The organism is Mesorhizobium sp. M0058 (genome assembly GCF_040323095.1).
Taxonomy (GTDB): Bacteria; Pseudomonadota; Alphaproteobacteria; order Rhizobiales; family Rhizobiaceae; genus Mesorhizobium.
On record NZ_JAMYUQ010000005.1, the window covers coordinates 160948 to 174908 of the forward strand.

A 13961-nucleotide genomic window follows, 5' to 3' on the forward strand; every position below is an offset into this window, starting at 1 on the left:
AGCATGGACACGACCCTTCACCTTGACGACAAAGAGACCGGACGGCTTCGGCTGCCCGGCCTCAACCTATTGCCTGCCCCTTCCTGTCAGTCTGGGTATGGCAAAGAGCCGGGCAGTTTCACAGCGGTTACTGTCCGGCTCGGCAGTTCAACGAAAGGCGCGGCCATGTCCTCGGAGAGCATGGTCTTGCGTCGCGGGTCGGGCGGTATGCCGACTGCTCGGCCCGCACCGATGCCCAGCAAGTCAACGGGTCCCAGTGGGCGGCTGACGTATGAGGGGAATGCGACAGCGTGGAACGCCTCCAGCCATAGCTTCGAAAGTTTCATTTCCGTTTCCGGTTCGAGGGCAAGCCCTTGGATTTCTTGACCTCGACAGTCACTGCTGCGGAACTCGGGGATGTTTTAAACCTCACCGATCGGCGCATCCGGCAGCTTGCCGAGGAAGGCGTCTTCGAACGCGCTGGCCGTGGCCGCTACCCGCTTGCCGGTTCCGTGCAAGCCTACATTGCAGCACAGGAAACCGACGAGTCCGACGAACTCCGCAGGGAGAAGATCGCGCTCATGCGTGCACAACGGCGCCGCATCGAACTCGACAATCTGGTCCGCGAAGGCACCGAGGCCGATCTTGATTTTCAGGACATTTTTATCGGCACCATCTCGACTTGGTGGTTCCTGCACATTCGACCGATTGCCACATGGCTGTTTGAAGACCTTCGCCGCCGGGGAGTGAAAGACGACCATCTCATCGCGGGCGAGGTTCAAGCATGGCTCATCTCGCTGCGCCATGAAGGCGACGTGATGATGCTTGGCGCCGCCTCCAAGGCACGGAGGCAAGGCATCGTCATTGATGGCTACGACACGCTCGTCAGACTGATCGGCGCTGAATCCAAAACCGACAACGAAAGCGCGGACGAGGGCGAACCGCCCACCCGGCGCCAGACCAAAAAGGCGAAGGCATGAAACACCTGAAGCAAATGCTCAATGGGCCCGATCTTCCTTCGGTCCTGGCGGCGCCGTTGCAAGACGCGATTTCCCACGTCTGGCCGTCAATCCGGAAAGCACAGCGCTCGGGCGATTTCGAGCTCGCCGAGATGTTGATTCGCCATGCGCTCGAAGGCGCGATGCCAACCACAATTGCAATTTTCGAAGCCCGCGCGGCTTCCGCCATAGGAGAACTACATTGACCATTCCAAGCCACTTTCCCGACCACTGGAAAAGCGCGCTCGCCACGGGTGCCGCCACGGGCTTCCGCACCGCCGGCGACATGGTGAGCTTTTTCTACAAGGCGCGCTTCGTCACCGCCCTCTTTTCCCAGGAAGAGAAGCACTATCTCGACCTGGCAGACCGTCATCCAGAGCAATACGCCGCTGCCCTGGCTCAGGCTCGGGCCGAAGATCGGGCCAAGTTCGAAACGTCCGAAGCCATGAAGCGGGCGCCCTTCGATGCTGCCGAACCGGGCAAACCAGTCACGACCATTTCGAAGGCGTGGGACAAGGCCATCGCAAAAACGAACGAGGGCTTCAACGACCTGGCTGCCGGCATCTACGCCCGCCGAAACAAATAGCTCACATCAATTCGGCCCCTCGTGACGACGCGCCTGTCCCTAGAAGGAAGCCAGCATGGCCGGCAAAACAATCCGACAAAGAATAGCACTCGACGGCGGCAAGGACCTAGAGAAGCAGCTGAAAGATCTCGGCGCTGAAGGCGAGAAGGCATTCGCCAAGATCCGCGCCGCCGCAATCAAGGCTGACCTCGCCAAATTCGGCGCCAGTGTGAAGACCTTCGGCTCTGACCTCGCCGCAGTCGGCCAACGCTTCGCACTGTTCGGTGCTGGCATTGCGGCTGCTGCTGCCGGTGCCGGCGCTGCCGTTCTAGGTCTGGCCAAATCCGGCGCGGACGCTGCGGACGCGGCCGGCAAGGCAGCGCAGAAGACCGGACTTCAGATCGATGAATACGGGCGACTGGAGTTCGCGGCCAAGATGGCGAACGTTTCCCAAGAGGAATTCGTCGCCGGCATGTCCAAGTTGAACAAGGCGATCGGCGAGGCGGCACAGGGCACCGAAGCGGCTGGCAAGGCGTTCGAAGATACCGGCGTGCACGTCACGCGCTTCGGCCAGAAGACCAAGGACGCTGCCAAGCCGGTCAAGGCCGCTGGCGACATCTTCACCAAACTCGGCGTCAAGATCAAAGACGCAAATGGCAAACTGCGCTCGAACGAGGCGATCGTCCAAGACATAGCCGAAGCCTTCGCCCGAATGCCGGACGGCGCCATAAAGTCGGCGCTGGCAATTGAGGCGTTCGGCAAGGCAGGCGCCAACCTTCTGCCGTTCCTCGACCAGGGCAAACAAGGTCTGCGCGAACTCGGCGACGAGGCCGCGAAGCTCGGAATCCTGTTCACTCCAGAGCAGTTCAAGCTCGGCGACGCGCTGGGCGATTCGCTTGATTCTGTGTCAACCGCCATCAAGGCCATCAAGGTTCAACTCGGGCTGCTGTTCGCGCCGATCGTGCTGGCCGGCGCGCAGGCGCTCACAGACATCATCGTCCAGAACAAGGACGCAATCCTGCAACTCGGTGCTGCCGCCGCGAGGATAACGGCAAGCGTTCTCGGCGATCTGCTGCACCTGTTGAGCGGCAACACCGCAGCCATAAAAAATCCTTGGATTTTGCAGTGGTCGATCGCGATCAAGCAATTCGGCAACGATGTCGCGGGCGTCTTCAACGGGCTGGTGCTGCCGGCCTTCAATGCGCTGCGGGAAGGCGCGAAATTCGTTGCCGACCAGATCAACCGGGTTTTCGGAACCGACATCACCGCGGGGGAATTGGCCCTCGGCGCTGCCATCCTTTCTGCCGCGGGGGCGTTCACTCTGCTCGGATCAGCCGTTGGCGTCGTTGTGGCCGGTATAGGCCTCCTGGCCACGCTGGTCGGCGGAATCCCATTGGCCATTGCGGCGGCGGCAGTTACGGCCGGCGTCCTGATCGGCGTGTTCTGGACCGATATCCAAGCGGGTGCCGCTGCCGCATGGCAGTTCATTGAGGATGGTGCTGCGGTGGCCTGGGGCGCCATCGTACAGGGCGCAACTGACTTGTGGGGGCAGATCGTCGGCGCCTTCCAGGAAGGCCAGCAAGCCGCTCTGGACGCCTTCAATGCAGTGGTCGATGCCGTGGTGCAGACATGGGACGCATTGCGCGACCGCCTGGGGCAGATTTCCGATGCTATCGTGAACCGAATTTTCGGTTCCTTCTCTGGCCTGAAGGAACGCATTGCCGGAATCTGGAACTCAATCGCCGAAACCGCGAGAGCAGCCTTCGGGCGCATCGGCAGTTTTATCGACGGGATGATTTCCAGGATCTCGGCCGCTATTGCCCGGCTCAAGGAACTCGTCGGGCTCGGCAACAGCGCGGGATCGTCTGGCGGTGGTGGCGGCGGCCAAGGCTTCGCACGCGGAGGCTATCTCGCCAACGGACCAGGCACGTCGACATCCGATTCGATCATGGCTCGGCTTTCAGTCGGCGAATTCGTTCTGCAGGCGAAGGCGGTGCGGCGCCTGGGCGTGAATTTCCTTCACGCGTTGAACCAGGGTGCTGACCCGCTCCGGGCAATGCGCGGCTTCAGCATCGGCGGCGCGGTCGACAACTTCAACAGACCATGTCGGTCCCGCGCTTTGCCGGCGGCGGCTCGGTAGGTATTGCTGCCGCATCAAAAGGCAGCGCGTCCGGCATGACAAATGTCCGGCTCGACTTCGGTCTCGGCGCACAAGACGTGTTCGATCTGATCGGCGAAAGCCACGTGGTCAACAAGCTGCATCGGTTTGCGGTCAAGAGCGCACTCCAAACCACCGGAAGAAAGCCGGGGCGTGGCAAATGACCGACAAGCTCGCATGGTGGCGACCGCCGCCGGAACATGAAGGCCGGGCCGAACAGAACCGGCTCAAGTTCAAGGCGCAGTTCGGCAGCTTCGAAGCGGTCGAATTCGATTCGTACTGGCTCGGCACGTCGATGGACGGGAAGCACCTCGCTTTCCAACTCCAGCGGCCGGACGGCTCAACGCACAAGTTCGCGCTGTCCGATCAGATGGTGGAGCAGTTCTTTGCCGAGCTTGCCGGCTGCATTGAAGAGATGGGGCAGCGTCAGCTTGCAGCTAAGGAACTGGACGGCAACGCATGACCGCCGATCACCTCGCCTTCACCGCCGCAAGCACCGCCATCCTCGTGTTGGCCTGGTGGCCTTTTTAGGAGAACCCGATGTTTGTTCACATGATCAGTGGCGGCGTTCCACGCGGTCGCGCCATTGTCATCGGCGGCGGCGCCGGGGATGGAGACGGCGGCTTTGTCGATCCGCCGGTCGTCACCACCACATCGACCGGCGACACCACGATCAAGGGCCAGGTCAAGCCGGGATCATTCGGCAAGTTCGTGTTCCCGCTGGCGACGATCCAGGCTGGGCGGCAATACACCTTCCGCTACACGCCGGACTTCTCCCGGCTGTCCCAGCAGGGCAAGCTGGCGATGGTCGGCTTCGGGCTGAAGAATTCCAACGATTTCCACATCGTCGGCCTGCGTGGAGACGGCACCACTGGCCTGCACAAATACAAGGTCTATGGCACGCCGCCCAATGGCTGGAACAAGGATAGCGGCCACACGACATCAGACGGTGGTGCGGCGGCCGCCGGAACGCAGGCAGGGCCGAACTACATCCGCCTGACGACATCGGTTGATGGCACGACCTATCTTTTCGAAACCAGCAGCAACGGGGCGGCCTGGAACGTCGAATATTCCGGCTCGACGCCGGACCCCTTCACCAACGTTTCCGGCGTGACCACATTCGGCATCGCGCTCTGGTTCAACAACGCCGATGCGGGGCCGTTCTCGATCGTCATCGACCAGTTCGTCGATGCGCTGCCCGTGCAATATCTGTCGACGCAAACCGACAACACCAACACCAACATCTACACATTTTCCAACCTCGATGTCGGCACGGCAGATGCCAATCGCAAGGTCTTTGCCTGCGTCGGCGTCAACAACACCGGCATCACGGTGTCGTCGGTCATCATCGGTGGGGTCGCAGCTGTCAAGATCATCGAGGCCAACACTAGCAATCGTTCTGGCGCGATATTCGTTGCTGATGTACCGACCGGTGCGACGGCGACGGTTGTGGTAACGGCGAGCGGCACATCAAACGAATGCCTGCTGTCGCTCTACAGGACGACGATCGCCAGCTTGGGGCTCCTGGACACCGCTTCCAACGTTGTCGGGACGGGCTCCGTCAACACTCTCACGCTGGCGGATTTGGCGGTCAGGCCCGGCGGTGTGGCCTTGGTGTTCGCAGGAACTACCGGGACTGCTGGAACGACTGAGGCTTATAATGGAGCCGACCCGCTGGTTGTCGACGACGAGAGAAACAGCGAGGGCAACCGCTATTCCTCGTGCTCGGTTCGGACCACGGAAAACGTCGATACCAACGATTTTACTTTCACAACGGCGCTGAATCAGGCGTTCTGGCTGAGTGGCGTTTCGTATTTCCCGCTTACCGGCTCGGCCTACGCGCCCAATCTCGCTTCGACATTTTCCGATGGCACCGACGGCTCGATCTATACGTTCAATGCGCAAGGCATTGGTGTGGCCAATGTCAATCGGCAAATCCTGATCTGCTTCGGTTGGGCGTCAGGATCAGGGCGCACGGTCACGAGCGTCACCGTCGACGGCAATGCCGCAACAGCGGTTGCCTTCTCCGGCAGCGGCACCGGCGGCTGCGCGATCTATCGCTATGCCGTGGCGGCCGGCACGACGGGTAATATCGTCATCAACATGAGCGGCACTTGTGTGCGCCTCGGTGGAGGCGTCTACGACACGCGGCCTCGCGGCACGCTGACGGCAGTCGATACCGGAACCGACAATACCACCACGACCTCGATCACCGGCGCCGATGTCGAAGTCCGCAATGGCGGCTTCCTGATCGTCGTTGGCGTCCAGCCGGCGACTGAAACAATGAGCGCGGTCTACAACGGCGCTGACACGCTGGTGAAGGATTCTCAGCTTTCGCTGGAGGCCACAACTGGCGTTGGTCTGTTCTCCTGCCTGACGACCGAATACGTCAAGACCAACGATGCTGGCTTCTCTGCTGCCACCAGCAATGTGAAGCGGGTGTGCGCGGCAAGCTGGCTCTAAGAAAAAAGATTGCGCCGCCAAACGCCATATCAACAGCACTCCGATAATTGAGACGTAGCCATCCAGCGCATAATGCCAGCCAAAATAGACTGAGCCAAACAGGATCAACGCAGCGTACAACCATCCGACAATAGCCAGCCGGAGATTGAGTTCGGACAGAAACAGGGCGTTAAGAAACGCCATCGCGACATGGATGCTCGGCATTGCCGAAATCCCAACGCCGAAGACTGCCGTGTCATCAATGTAGGAGGCATAGAGGTAGTTTGAGGCGCCAAGCGCTGCTGATCCTGACGATGTCGACGCAAGTGCCGCCGAAAGATCGGCAAACCGATCTCCGCCGAACATCCGGTCGTAAAAGATCGGACCAGCCGACGCACCCACGGCGCGCAGGATGGTGCCGAGCACAAGCAACGTTGCGGCAAACGACAGCAGGTAACGGATTCTCAGTCTGTCATTGCGCAGAAAGGCTGCAAAAAGGACGAAGCCGAACCACTGCGCGAACCAGACAGGGCCATAGCAAACCCCGAGAGCTGGAGCCATCCAATCGGGAGAGACGGCATGAAGATGCCGCCAGGGCTGGCCGAAGTGCAGGATATCATCCAGATCGGCCAACGGCTTGTCGGCGAAGAACGGTATCCATGCCGGGATCTGATATTTGAACGTTGAGAACGCTGCGATCGCAAAACAGAACACGCCGATCACCAACGCTGCACCGATGCCTCTATTTCGAATAATGTCCCGCAGATAGGACAATGGTGCTGACGGACGCGATATGACTGCCGCTGCGCCAAGTCCACTGAGCAGCATCGGCGGCAAGGCTGCAAACTGTGTGATGGCGTATTTTTCCAATAGCGATGTGAACGCCTGCCAGGAAAACACAGCCGCAACGGCTGCATAGGCCAATCCAGCAAGCGCCACTTTGCCTTCGACGCCGATACGAGGACGGCTGGCTACGGCCGCTGCGTCTGACATCTTGAAACCCCACAACACCCTGCGTCATCCAAACATCTTCCGATCTCTTCAGCAAGGCGTTGGTTGACAAACGGTTAACGTCACAACTTCCGCGATCACGGAAAGGCAACACCCTATGGCGAAAAAGCCCGTATCTCGCGCTGTCGCGTCTCTCAACGTTCTGCTGGCTCAGGTCAACAAGCTGGCGCCCAACCGGTCGAAGGCTGCCGACGGCTGGATTGGCGACGCCAAGCACATGGCCCGTCATTCCGACCACAACCCGGAACCGGATGGCACGGTCGATGCGAGGGACATCACCAACGATCCCAGCGGCGGCTGCGACATGCGCAGGGTCTGCGACGCGATCGCCGCATCCAAGGACAAGCGCATCAGCTACATGATCTGCAACGGCCAGATCATGTCCGGCCGCACCGGCCCGAAGCCGTGGGTCTGGCGCAAGTATACCGGCGCAAACGGCCATTATCACCACGGCCACATATCGGTTCTGGACGAGGGGCAGGACGGTCATAGACGCCCCCACCTAACCTGAGGCTTGCGGCGGGCACCACGGCCGATATCGTCATCACGATGAGCACCACTTGCCGGCTTTCTGGTCGCGGTCGGCATCGAACTGAGCACAGAGACCATGACGGCCAGCTACAACGGGGTGGATACCCTGGTTAAGGATGCTCAAGTCTCGCTGGAATCGACGACAGACCTTGCCTTGTTTAGCTGCCTTACGACCGAATACGCGAAGACAAATGACCCTGGTTTTTCCGCTACCAGCAGCAACGGAAAGCGGATTTGCGCGGCAAGCTGGCTCTAAGAAAAAGGGCCGGCGCGACGAACGCCGACCCTTCTCCATCGCCTATGCAAAATTGATCGGGGAAGCTCAACCCAAGCAAGTCCGCGCAGGCAACGCGCCGTTCGGGTTCAATCGACGGCGGCGCGTTTGTTCTTTACGGCGAGCAACCGCCAGTGCCGGTGCCGGCAGCGTCAACGCCTTTGCCGTCAAGATTGGCGCAAAGACCGGTGAACTGATCGCCGACCCACCCGCCGATGGCGAGGATCGCGAGCAGCGATGCCGCTGCAATGATGCCGACCAGGATTGAATATTCGACCATCGCTGCGCCCGACTCCTCGTCGCGGAATGCCTTGGCCATGCTGATAAGTTTCGTCATTGTTTGAACCCCTGTTTACTATTTACCCGGACAAAGGTGCCCCTGTAGGTGCTCATCCCCCGGTCCCGATGCTGATCCTCTTCCTCAAAACCGGGAGGAGTCAACTATCGTTTAACGAACCGTTAACCCTTGGATGCTTTGGCCTTGGTTGTCTTTACAGCTAAGTCTCTGCGAAGCATGAGCAATTTGCGGCTTAACCATGTCGCGCAGTCGTGCTGCGGCCAACGACCAAGCTCTAACCCTAGATATATCCCGTTATTTAGCGGGTGCTAATGCCATAGTTCACCGGACGCGATCTAACCCGCGATCGCCATTCCAAGGCAAACACCTAGGCCGATTGCGAGGCCTAGTAACAGCTTGCCGGCAAAATCGAGGGCGAAGGCGCGGACAGGGCGCCACACGTCCTGGCGGGGCTCTCTGAGGGCGCTGGCGATATCATCGAAGATCGTTTCCATCGGTCGAGTCTAGATCGAAGCGCCGAATCTGTGAATCCCCTGTTTGTTCCGCCAAAGTCTAACGATCAGGGAAGCGCAATGGAAAGCACGTGCAGTAACGGTTGATTCAACCATTGCTGGTAAATTGTGGAATGTGGGTGGCGGCTCCGACAGTTCGGGGTGGAACTCGATGCCAGAGCCGCCTGCGCAGCCGAGGTTGGGGTTTGACCGCGCCGTCCTATTCTGGGACAGCGCGGTCAACGATTCGTTAAAACGCGCCGGAACTAATTAAGCACGCGCTAATTGACTCGCGGTCTCGGGAGTCAGTGCATGCGTGAAGTTCATTCCCCCGATGAAGCCGATTTTGGCGGGACAAGCCTCCCGAGCGTCACGTACCGGCCGCCGTCTTCGTCTTCCGTCTTCCTAGAGATCGGCCATTCGTTGGGCGAGTGGGTTGTTCGCATCATAGGCAGAAACGGTGAAACGTATTCCCGAGCATTCGAAAATGAGGCAGATGCTGTCGCTTTCGCTGGCGATCAGTCTTCACGTCTAGGATTGGAAGCTCCCCCGAAGCGAGCAACTTGACCGCCCTTCTCTGAAGATCCGAAAGCGCGGATCTGTGAATCCCCTTGGAACATCGTCGGCCTCGAAACACTTCGGGCGGTCGCACTGTTCCCATATCAGTGTCTCCCAAAACTGCCCACTACCTCAACGGTTGGTGGGCTTTTTTGTACATTAGCGGAACCTGAAATTTGGGGGCTTGTTGATAGAACGGCAGCGAGTGGGTGATCGCTGCTGGTCGAGGTCCCGCAAGACTCGGCCGGGCTCGCATCACCTGCCCCGGTCGGTGCGAGCCCACCGTCGAGCGACCAACAAGCGAACTTCCCTGTGTCGGTCTCTATTTGATACTAGGAGACGGTGGTTTCACCATCACGCGCAATGGCATCTGGTCGATTGTTGCGACGATGGCAGCAGCCAGCGCTTCCGCCTCATCCATGAGCCCCGGCCCATAGAGACCGTTCACAGCTTCCTCGCTGGGCAGCACGCCGGGCGGGCAGTGGTCCTCGATTGTGCGCCGGATGAGCGTCAACGCTGCCCGGCATTCAGCGGCTTCGATCTTCATAACCATTGAAACATTCACTTTAGCTAAAATGTTCCGGAACCGATTTCAGGTTGGCGGCTTGAGACTGTGAGGGAAGAACACTAGTCATGCCCATCAGACGAAAAGCCGTGGATGCCGGGATTTTTAAGCCTGCCGAATTGGCCTTGCTAGGGCGCGTTTTCGAGCAGCTTAAACTGGTCGACGACCAATCACCTGATGGGCAGGGCCGGTTGGCTTCTCGGATCATTGCCAACTACATGGCCGGGATAAAAGATGAGGCCGAACTTCTCTCGTTTTCGAAGCAGCCGTTAGGGCGGTAAGGTCGGGAAAGCTAGACCTTTACCAGCCGCACAACATCAGGCGCGACCGTCACCACCGGGCCACCCAGGCTGACCGTTACGGCGTCCTTCTCGACCCGTGTGACGGCTTTCTAGTCTCTACTCAGGAGCCGAGTGCTGGTATCGCGACGCAGTTCGGAATCGGCGCGATCGACGCCTTCAACCGTGATCGCGATTGTCCCGTTCTCAATTCTTGCAATCCACCCCTTTGCCTTCATGTACCAGAGATGAAACTCCAGATGCTCTGGTGGACAGCCTAACAACCGTTCGATTTCGACGTCGCCAATGCCCGGATTGCCGACATCCTGGCGGCGCTTCACATAGAGCAGCGAAAGCAGTTTGGCCTGGACCAAAGCGTCCTTCTCGACCCCTTTGGGGTCGCTTGCCTCCTCGACCAATTTAAGCCGCTCACCGGCATGCTCTCGATAGGAGATATCGTACTGGGCGCGCTTAACGGGATCCCTCAAGACGTTGTGTGCTTCTACTATTTCGCTGAAGCGGGCTTCGTTTCCAGTTTGCTGATTGTCGGGATGATAGCGCATCGCAAAGTAGCGGAATATTCGCTCAAGTGTCTCCGAGTTGGCGTTTGGGCTGATCTCCAAGAGTTCGTAGTAATCAACGAACAATGCGCTGCTCCCTCAAACATCGCTCGACAGCTGCGGGGGCCGACCGCCTACATGGCGTGCAGTGCCCTCACTCGTCGAGTTCATATACGGACAATACATTGCGCCCGGGGTCAAGATGAGCGGGAGCTATAGGAGGGCAGACGGCGCCCTTCGATTTCACCGCAGCGTTCCAGCAGGAAAAGGTCGGCCGCATCATGAAGACGATGCACGGCCCAGCCGTAGGCACTTGGTTCTGGACCTGCCATGACGGCGGCGCGGGCGGAACAGTCGAAACGAAGCATGAGGCTGTTGCTGGAGTCGAGCGGGCATTCACGCGGCGCATCGCCGGGGCAGATTGGCGCTAGGTTCAAAGCCTTTGGCGGTACGGAACTTCCAAAGCAACAGCAGCCTACCATGGCACAGTGCGCCGAAGAGGCATTAGCCTCTCACTCCGCAAATACTGATTTGAAGGGCATTTTAATAAAATGCCATTCAGCTGGCACGCTAGGCTTTCCTCTGCACTGCAATTAACTTTGACCAAACGAAGTAGTGGTGTCGCGCCGGTCATTACTTGCGTGATTGCTAAAATAATGAAACGCTCCCACCCATTGGGGATGGGTCGATGGAAGAAAGCCCAGATAGATTTAGTTGCATTCTCGATCCGGCCGGCGCTTGGATGGTATGGGATGACGTTGCCGACGAGCCCGCAACCTTGGGCGGAAGAATACTTATGGGCTGCACGCGAGAACGCGCCGAGACTGCTCGCGACGTACTCTTGCGCATTTACCAAAATAGGCTGGACGCTCGATCAGCTGGCCGCTCCCCCGCTTAAGACATGCGCTCTGCCGGTCACACAGCGCTGGTGCGTTCACCCCTCTCCGGCTGGGTAGGGTCCGGTTCTTGGTGCCGCTCTCGTTGTTTTTTCGAGGAACAGCTTGGCGAGTTCGCCCCACTCAGGATGATCCCTGGTTTTATGCTCTTCTATGAATTCAAGGAAAGCCTTGCGCAAAGCGTCAAGGTCGAAAACCTCAAGATGCTCGCCCATACCGTCGGCCATACCCGCAACTCCCAGACGGTTATTAGCTTGTCCTCACGTTTGAGCCTTCAAGGGGGCCTTGCCTGAGTTTCGACCGGGCAGCGCCACATGGTTAATTGCGTGATTGCTAATATGCTCGTATCTTAGGCAATGTGGGGGCTCTATCTCCCCGCATGAAGGCACCACACCTTTATGAAGTAGGCAAAGGTGGAGCATGGTCGACGAGTCGGTGACAACCTACCTTGTGAGCGTGTTTGAAGCGCCGAACTGGCGAACGGTGCTTACGACCAACGACAAGGCCAAAGCCTTGGCCTGGGCGAGAGAAATCGGCGAAAACGTGCAGGTCGAGGAGATCACGCCGGAGCCAAAGGGTGCTAGCGCTGAGTAAAACGGCTGGTTGCTGCGGGGACACAAAAAAGCCCCTGCGTCAGGGGCTTCTCGTCTCCAGCAAACCTAGCGAAAACTCAACGAGCGAATGACTGATCGCCGTGAGTCTCCTCGCCGGTATATTCACGAGCAAGTTTCTTCTGCTCGTCGGTTAGGGTTGCAAGGAACCCGGTCATTGGACGCGGCTTTCCACAAAACGCCTCAGGCTCTGGCAATGGCTTTGCCGAAAACCAGCCGGAGAGCGACATTGTCGAAACCGCTGCTTTCAAAGCGCGCATGTCAAACTCCTTTCCTGTAATATGGCTCTTCATGGCGAGGCGATTCAAGCACGAAGCCGTAAACGTTAGTATAATGATTAACGAGCTTTTCGTTGATCGGTTGCAAACGGATTTCCCGTTTACCTCGTGCTTGAGCATAATTTGTAGCGGCTTCAAGCGCAATCAAAATCCGCTTTCCCTTCAATGGACACGCCTCACGGGGGTCGCCTTCCATAAAACGAAGCATCAAACTTTGGCCGGTTGTGAGGCCCAACGCCAACCCACTCAAACGACCTTGACCGCTCCAAATGGCCATATCAAGGCGATCCGGTTCACGATGCACCCTAAAGATTTTCTGCCAATCAAAATACGACTGGCCCCATTCTCCATAATGTTTAAGCGCGCGCCCTGACCATTCGGTTATTTGCACCGGTTTCTGTAGAAATTCGCTCATCGTTGCCGCTGCCGATTTATAGGCGTCGTATCGATTTTGCGCGTATCGGGCTTTTGCTGCTGATGCGAGAGACAAGGCAAACCACTTGAAATGGACTCAATCGAACGCGTTTACTTCTTCTCGCTATCAGAGTCACCGCACTACAGCGATAAGTGGTATAGATCCTGCTCCATGCAGTGAAATTGATTTCACAGCGACTCGCAGGTTGAAACTGGTCTTTCAGCCATTTTGTTTCCGCAGCCTCACCCCGGCGCCGCCTTCGACCATTTCGCCATCGCCGACAAAGACAACGCCCATCGCCTCCAAAGCACTGCGGATCGCTCCGACATTGTTGGCGATTGGCGTTCTTCGGCCTTTCTCGAAGTCTCTGACTGTCGAGAGGCTGACAGACGCGGCGGCAGCAAGCTCGCCTTGCGACCACGAGAGAAGGCCACGAGCGGCGCGGGATTGGGCGGGATCAAGCATGCGTCACCTTATCAATGAATTGTGACAATATCAACGAAATCCGTTGACATCAGGTTAATGTCAACGCACGTTGCCCTTTGCGGCAATCATGTCGCGAGCCCAAGGGGGGCAATCTCAAATGTTGGAGAAAATCGCCGCTTCGGCGGATGGCGAAGCTTTGCCTACAAACGTGGTCTCAATGCCGTGGCCTTGGGCAGCAGTTTTGCCTCGCAGTGCCGCCAGCAAGTGGGCCTACAACGTGTTTGCGGTGACAGACACCTACCCGGAGCTTCGGGCTGAAAGCCTGATCATTGATCCAGACGCGGAACTGGAAGACGGGTGCATTGTGGTCGCTATGTTTGGAGGCGGTCATCCGCAAACCATGAGCTGGCGCAACAATCACGGCCGAGGCTATGGGGGCCGCTTTGCCGCCAAGGGAAGTCTGGAGGAGACGTTCCTTCTCGACTCCATGGTGTGCGGCCGTGGGCCATCTTCTTGCATTCGCATCCTCGGCCGGGTGTTCGGCGATCGGCGACGCTTCCCGCGCTACAGAACGTGGAACGATCCGGCGGTCTGATTCTTCCGGTTCTAGAATAATTGGCCCGCTGC

18 protein-coding genes and 1 pseudogene are annotated in these 13961 nt (G+C 58.5%); 11 read left to right on the forward strand and 8 right to left on the reverse strand.

The genetic code is table 11. From position 1 onward, the window contains the following. Nucleotides 1-353 precede the first annotated feature (353 nt). The 7 genes from NKJ75_RS10185 to NKJ75_RS10215 all read left to right on the forward strand — a co-directional run bounded on the left by NKJ75_RS10185 (nucleotide 354) and on the right by NKJ75_RS10215 (nucleotide 6163). A complete protein-coding gene (locus NKJ75_RS10185; protein WP_023833764.1) occupies nucleotides 354-959 on the forward strand; it encodes a hypothetical protein in 606 nt (201 codons plus the stop codon). Further along, nucleotides 956-1183: a hypothetical protein gene (locus NKJ75_RS10190; RefSeq protein WP_023833763.1), complete on the forward strand. Its 228-nt coding sequence runs from the start codon at nucleotides 956-958 to the stop codon at nucleotides 1181-1183. The genes NKJ75_RS10185 and NKJ75_RS10190 overlap by 4 nt, the downstream gene beginning before the upstream one ends. After that, nucleotides 1180-1563 carry a hypothetical protein gene (locus tag NKJ75_RS10195; RefSeq protein ID WP_023833762.1) on the forward strand — a complete coding sequence of 128 codons (384 nt, stop codon included), beginning with the start codon at nucleotides 1180-1182 and terminating at the stop codon, nucleotides 1561-1563. The genes NKJ75_RS10190 and NKJ75_RS10195 overlap by 4 nt, the downstream gene beginning before the upstream one ends. Before the next feature lie 55 nt (nucleotides 1564-1618). After that, nucleotides 1619-3682: a phage tail family protein gene (locus tag NKJ75_RS10200; RefSeq protein ID WP_023833761.1), complete on the forward strand. Its 2064-nt coding sequence runs from the start codon at nucleotides 1619-1621 to the stop codon at nucleotides 3680-3682. Continuing rightward, nucleotides 3646-3864 carry a hypothetical protein gene (locus NKJ75_RS10205; RefSeq protein ID WP_023833760.1) on the forward strand — a complete coding sequence of 73 codons (219 nt, stop codon included), beginning with the start codon at nucleotides 3646-3648 and terminating at the stop codon, nucleotides 3862-3864. The genes NKJ75_RS10200 and NKJ75_RS10205 overlap by 37 nt, the downstream gene beginning before the upstream one ends. After that, nucleotides 3861-4163 carry a hypothetical protein gene (locus NKJ75_RS10210; RefSeq protein WP_023833759.1) on the forward strand — a complete coding sequence of 101 codons (303 nt, stop codon included), beginning with the start codon at nucleotides 3861-3863 and terminating at the stop codon, nucleotides 4161-4163. Before NKJ75_RS10205 ends, NKJ75_RS10210 begins: the two co-directional genes overlap by 4 nt. 77 nt (nucleotides 4164-4240) lie before the next feature. Next, entirely contained in the window at nucleotides 4241-6163 is a 1923-nt protein-coding gene (locus tag NKJ75_RS10215) for a hypothetical protein (RefSeq protein WP_352499620.1), read from the forward strand. An 84-nt stretch (nucleotides 6164-6247) separates the two neighbouring features. Here the strand turns inward: NKJ75_RS10215 and NKJ75_RS10220 are convergent. Beyond that, nucleotides 6248-6766, reverse strand: a pseudogene (locus NKJ75_RS10220) (phosphatase PAP2 family protein); the annotation flags it as partial. 484 nt (nucleotides 6767-7250) lie between these two features. On the opposite strand from NKJ75_RS10220, the gene NKJ75_RS10225 reads away from it, so the two are divergent. Beyond that, nucleotides 7251-7664 (forward strand): hypothetical protein, encoded by a 414-nt coding sequence (locus NKJ75_RS10225; RefSeq protein ID WP_023833756.1) that lies wholly within the window; start codon nucleotides 7251-7253, stop codon nucleotides 7662-7664. 409 nt (nucleotides 7665-8073) lie between these two features. On the opposite strand, the gene NKJ75_RS10230 is transcribed toward NKJ75_RS10225, so the two are convergent. Together NKJ75_RS10230 and NKJ75_RS10235 are read right to left on the reverse strand one after the other, a co-directional pair. Further along, nucleotides 8074-8295, reverse strand: coding sequence for a Flp family type IVb pilin (locus NKJ75_RS10230; protein ID WP_023833754.1), 222 nt, complete (start codon nucleotides 8293-8295; stop codon nucleotides 8074-8076). Nucleotides 8296-9627: 1332 nt separating this feature from the next. Further along, the gene (locus NKJ75_RS10235) at nucleotides 9628-9852 is read right to left on the reverse strand and encodes a hypothetical protein (RefSeq protein WP_352499621.1); all 225 of its coding nucleotides are present in this window, start codon (nucleotides 9850-9852) and stop codon (nucleotides 9628-9630) included. A gap of 86 nt (nucleotides 9853-9938) precedes the next feature. Here NKJ75_RS10235 and NKJ75_RS10240 point away from each other — a divergent pair, with 86 nt between their 5' ends. Next, a complete protein-coding gene (locus NKJ75_RS10240; protein WP_352499622.1) occupies nucleotides 9939-10151 on the forward strand; it encodes a hypothetical protein in 213 nt (70 codons plus the stop codon). A 110-nt stretch (nucleotides 10152-10261) separates the two neighbouring features. On the opposite strand, the gene NKJ75_RS10245 is transcribed toward NKJ75_RS10240, so the two are convergent. Next, on the reverse strand, nucleotides 10262-10795 hold the full coding sequence (locus NKJ75_RS10245) for a J domain-containing protein (RefSeq protein WP_023749100.1): 534 nt from the start codon (nucleotides 10793-10795) through the stop codon (nucleotides 10262-10264). An 847-nt stretch (nucleotides 10796-11642) separates the two neighbouring features. After that, a complete protein-coding gene (locus NKJ75_RS10250; RefSeq protein ID WP_155923530.1) occupies nucleotides 11643-11831 on the reverse strand; it encodes a hypothetical protein in 189 nt (62 codons plus the stop codon). 193 nt (nucleotides 11832-12024) lie between these two features. Between NKJ75_RS10250 and NKJ75_RS10255 the strand changes: the two genes are divergently transcribed. Next, nucleotides 12025-12198, forward strand: coding sequence for a hypothetical protein (locus NKJ75_RS10255; RefSeq protein ID WP_023833751.1), 174 nt, complete (start codon nucleotides 12025-12027; stop codon nucleotides 12196-12198). 76 nt (nucleotides 12199-12274) lie between these two features. Here the strand turns inward: NKJ75_RS10255 and NKJ75_RS10260 are convergent, their stop codons facing one another. The 3 genes from NKJ75_RS10260 to NKJ75_RS10270 form a co-directional block, all read right to left on the reverse strand. Further along, a complete protein-coding gene (locus NKJ75_RS10260; RefSeq protein WP_155923529.1) occupies nucleotides 12275-12475 on the reverse strand; it encodes a hypothetical protein in 201 nt (66 codons plus the stop codon). 1 nt (nucleotide 12476) lies between these two features. After that, the gene (locus NKJ75_RS10265) at nucleotides 12477-12908 is read right to left on the reverse strand and encodes a hypothetical protein (RefSeq protein ID WP_155923528.1); all 432 of its coding nucleotides are present in this window, start codon (nucleotides 12906-12908) and stop codon (nucleotides 12477-12479) included. A gap of 219 nt (nucleotides 12909-13127) precedes the next feature. Continuing rightward, a complete protein-coding gene (locus tag NKJ75_RS10270) occupies nucleotides 13128-13373 on the reverse strand; it encodes a helix-turn-helix domain-containing protein (protein ID WP_023833748.1) in 246 nt (81 codons plus the stop codon). Nucleotides 13374-13491: 118 nt separating this feature from the next. Between NKJ75_RS10270 and NKJ75_RS10275 the strand changes: the two genes are divergently transcribed. Beyond that, on the forward strand, nucleotides 13492-13929 hold the full coding sequence (locus NKJ75_RS10275; RefSeq protein ID WP_352499623.1) for a hypothetical protein: 438 nt from the start codon (nucleotides 13492-13494) through the stop codon (nucleotides 13927-13929). The last annotated feature ends 32 nt before the right edge of the window (nucleotides 13930-13961 follow it).

Bases quoted from the DNA above. Each gene is read 5' to 3' on its own strand.
- NKJ75_RS10190 (WP_023833763.1), top strand. From the start codon at position 956: ATGAAACACCTGAAGCAAATGCTCAATGGGCCCGATCTTCCTTCGGTC.
- NKJ75_RS10200 (WP_023833761.1), top strand. From the start codon at position 1,619: ATGGCCGGCAAAACAATCCGACAAAGAATAGCACTCGACGGCGGCAAG.
- NKJ75_RS10205 (WP_023833760.1), top strand. From the start codon at position 3,646: ATGTCGGTCCCGCGCTTTGCCGGCGGCGGCTCGGTAGGTATTGCTGCC.
- NKJ75_RS10210 (WP_023833759.1), top strand. From the start codon at position 3,861: ATGACCGACAAGCTCGCATGGTGGCGACCGCCGCCGGAACATGAAGGC.
- NKJ75_RS10215 (WP_352499620.1), top strand. From the start codon at position 4,241: ATGTTTGTTCACATGATCAGTGGCGGCGTTCCACGCGGTCGCGCCATT.
- NKJ75_RS10225 (WP_023833756.1), top strand. From the start codon at position 7,251: ATGGCGAAAAAGCCCGTATCTCGCGCTGTCGCGTCTCTCAACGTTCTG.
- NKJ75_RS10230 (WP_023833754.1), bottom strand. From the start codon at position 8,295: ATGACGAAACTTATCAGCATGGCCAAGGCATTCCGCGACGAGGAGTCG.
- NKJ75_RS10235 (WP_352499621.1), bottom strand. From the start codon at position 9,852: ATGAAGATCGAAGCCGCTGAATGCCGGGCAGCGTTGACGCTCATCCGG.
- NKJ75_RS10240 (WP_352499622.1), top strand. From the start codon at position 9,939: ATGCCCATCAGACGAAAAGCCGTGGATGCCGGGATTTTTAAGCCTGCC.
- NKJ75_RS10250 (WP_155923530.1), bottom strand. From the start codon at position 11,831: ATGGCCGACGGTATGGGCGAGCATCTTGAGGTTTTCGACCTTGACGCT.
- NKJ75_RS10255 (WP_023833751.1), top strand. From the start codon at position 12,025: ATGGTCGACGAGTCGGTGACAACCTACCTTGTGAGCGTGTTTGAAGCG.
- NKJ75_RS10260 (WP_155923529.1), bottom strand. From the start codon at position 12,475: ATGCGCGCTTTGAAAGCAGCGGTTTCGACAATGTCGCTCTCCGGCTGG.
- NKJ75_RS10265 (WP_155923528.1), bottom strand. From the start codon at position 12,908: ATGAGCGAATTTCTACAGAAACCGGTGCAAATAACCGAATGGTCAGGG.
- NKJ75_RS10270 (WP_023833748.1), bottom strand. From the start codon at position 13,373: ATGCTTGATCCCGCCCAATCCCGCGCCGCTCGTGGCCTTCTCTCGTGG.
- NKJ75_RS10275 (WP_352499623.1), top strand. From the start codon at position 13,492: ATGTTGGAGAAAATCGCCGCTTCGGCGGATGGCGAAGCTTTGCCTACA.